This window comes from Mycobacterium sp. E1715 (assembly GCF_001667625.1).
GTDB lineage: Bacteria > Actinomycetota > Actinomycetes > Mycobacteriales > Mycobacteriaceae > Mycobacterium.
In genome coordinates this window covers 1-916 of record NZ_LZJJ01000175.1, presented here as the reverse complement: position 1 = coordinate 916, position 916 = coordinate 1, and the positions used below count along the sequence as shown (strand labels likewise).

Annotated in this window: 2 protein-coding genes; one reads left to right on the top strand and one right to left on the bottom strand. The window is 67.6% G+C overall.

Features of this window, described 5'->3' with window-relative positions; genetic code table 11:
• The first annotated feature begins 27 nt into the window (after nt 1-27).
• A complete protein-coding gene (locus A9X03_RS30820) occupies nt 28-297 on the top strand; it encodes a condensation domain-containing protein (RefSeq protein WP_369831263.1) in 270 nt (89 codons plus the stop codon).
• Here A9X03_RS30820 and A9X03_RS09710 read toward each other — a convergent pair.
• The coding region (locus A9X03_RS09710; RefSeq protein WP_156746517.1) for a condensation domain-containing protein at nt 236-916 on the bottom strand (681 nt) is incomplete at its 5' end. The two genes, A9X03_RS30820 and A9X03_RS09710, sit on opposite strands and share 62 nt — an antisense overlap.

Genomic DNA, 916 nt, shown 5'->3' with positions numbered 1-916 from the left:
CTCCAAAACCACTACGACACCGCCGACATCCTGCCGCTCACCGCACTCCAAGAAGGACTGCTCTTCCACGCCACCACCGCTCGGGATCTCGGCGATCTGTACGCGATGCAACTCGACGTCACGGTCGCCGGCCCACTCGACCCGCGCCGGCTGCACGACGCCGTCCGCGCCGTCGTCGAGCGCCACCCCAACCTGGCCGCTCGGTTCTGCCGGCAGTTCGACCAACCGGTTCAAATCATTCCGGCCCACCCCTTGGCGGTATGGCGAACGAACTGGTGCTCTTGGGACCGGGCTTGAGCCGGCCCGGCGGACCGACGAGGGTGGGGGCGTCAAGGCCGGCGAGCGCTTGGGCCCAGGCGTCGCGGGCGGCGTCGAGGTCGCGCTCGGCCAGCCAGCTGACGAACCGGCGATAGGGTGTCGCGGCCGGCAGTTGCCGGCCTTGGTAGCAGCCGAAAATCTCGTGCAGCAGGATCGGTAGCGACCACCCGTCGAGCACGATGTGGTGGAACGTCAGCACAATTCGATGGAGGCTCTCTCCGGTGCGAAGCAGAGCAACCCGGAAGACGGGTCCGGCGGTGAGGTCACCGACCGCGGCCCGTTCGTCGGCGCAAATCCCTTCGATCCGATCATCGGCTTCGACGGCCTCGTATCGCCATACCGCCAAGGGGTGGGCCGGAATGATTTGAACCGGTTGGTCGAACTGCCGGCAGAACCGAGCGGCCAGGTTGGGGTGGCGCTCGACGACGGCGCGGACGGCGTCGTGCAGCCGGCGCGGGTCGAGTGGGCCGGCGACCGTGACGTCGAGTTGCATCGCGTACAGATCGCCGAGATCCCGAGCGGTGGTGGCGTGGAAGAGCAGTCCTTCTTGGAGTGCGGTGAGCGGCAGGATGTCGGCGGTGTCGTAGTGGTTTTGGAG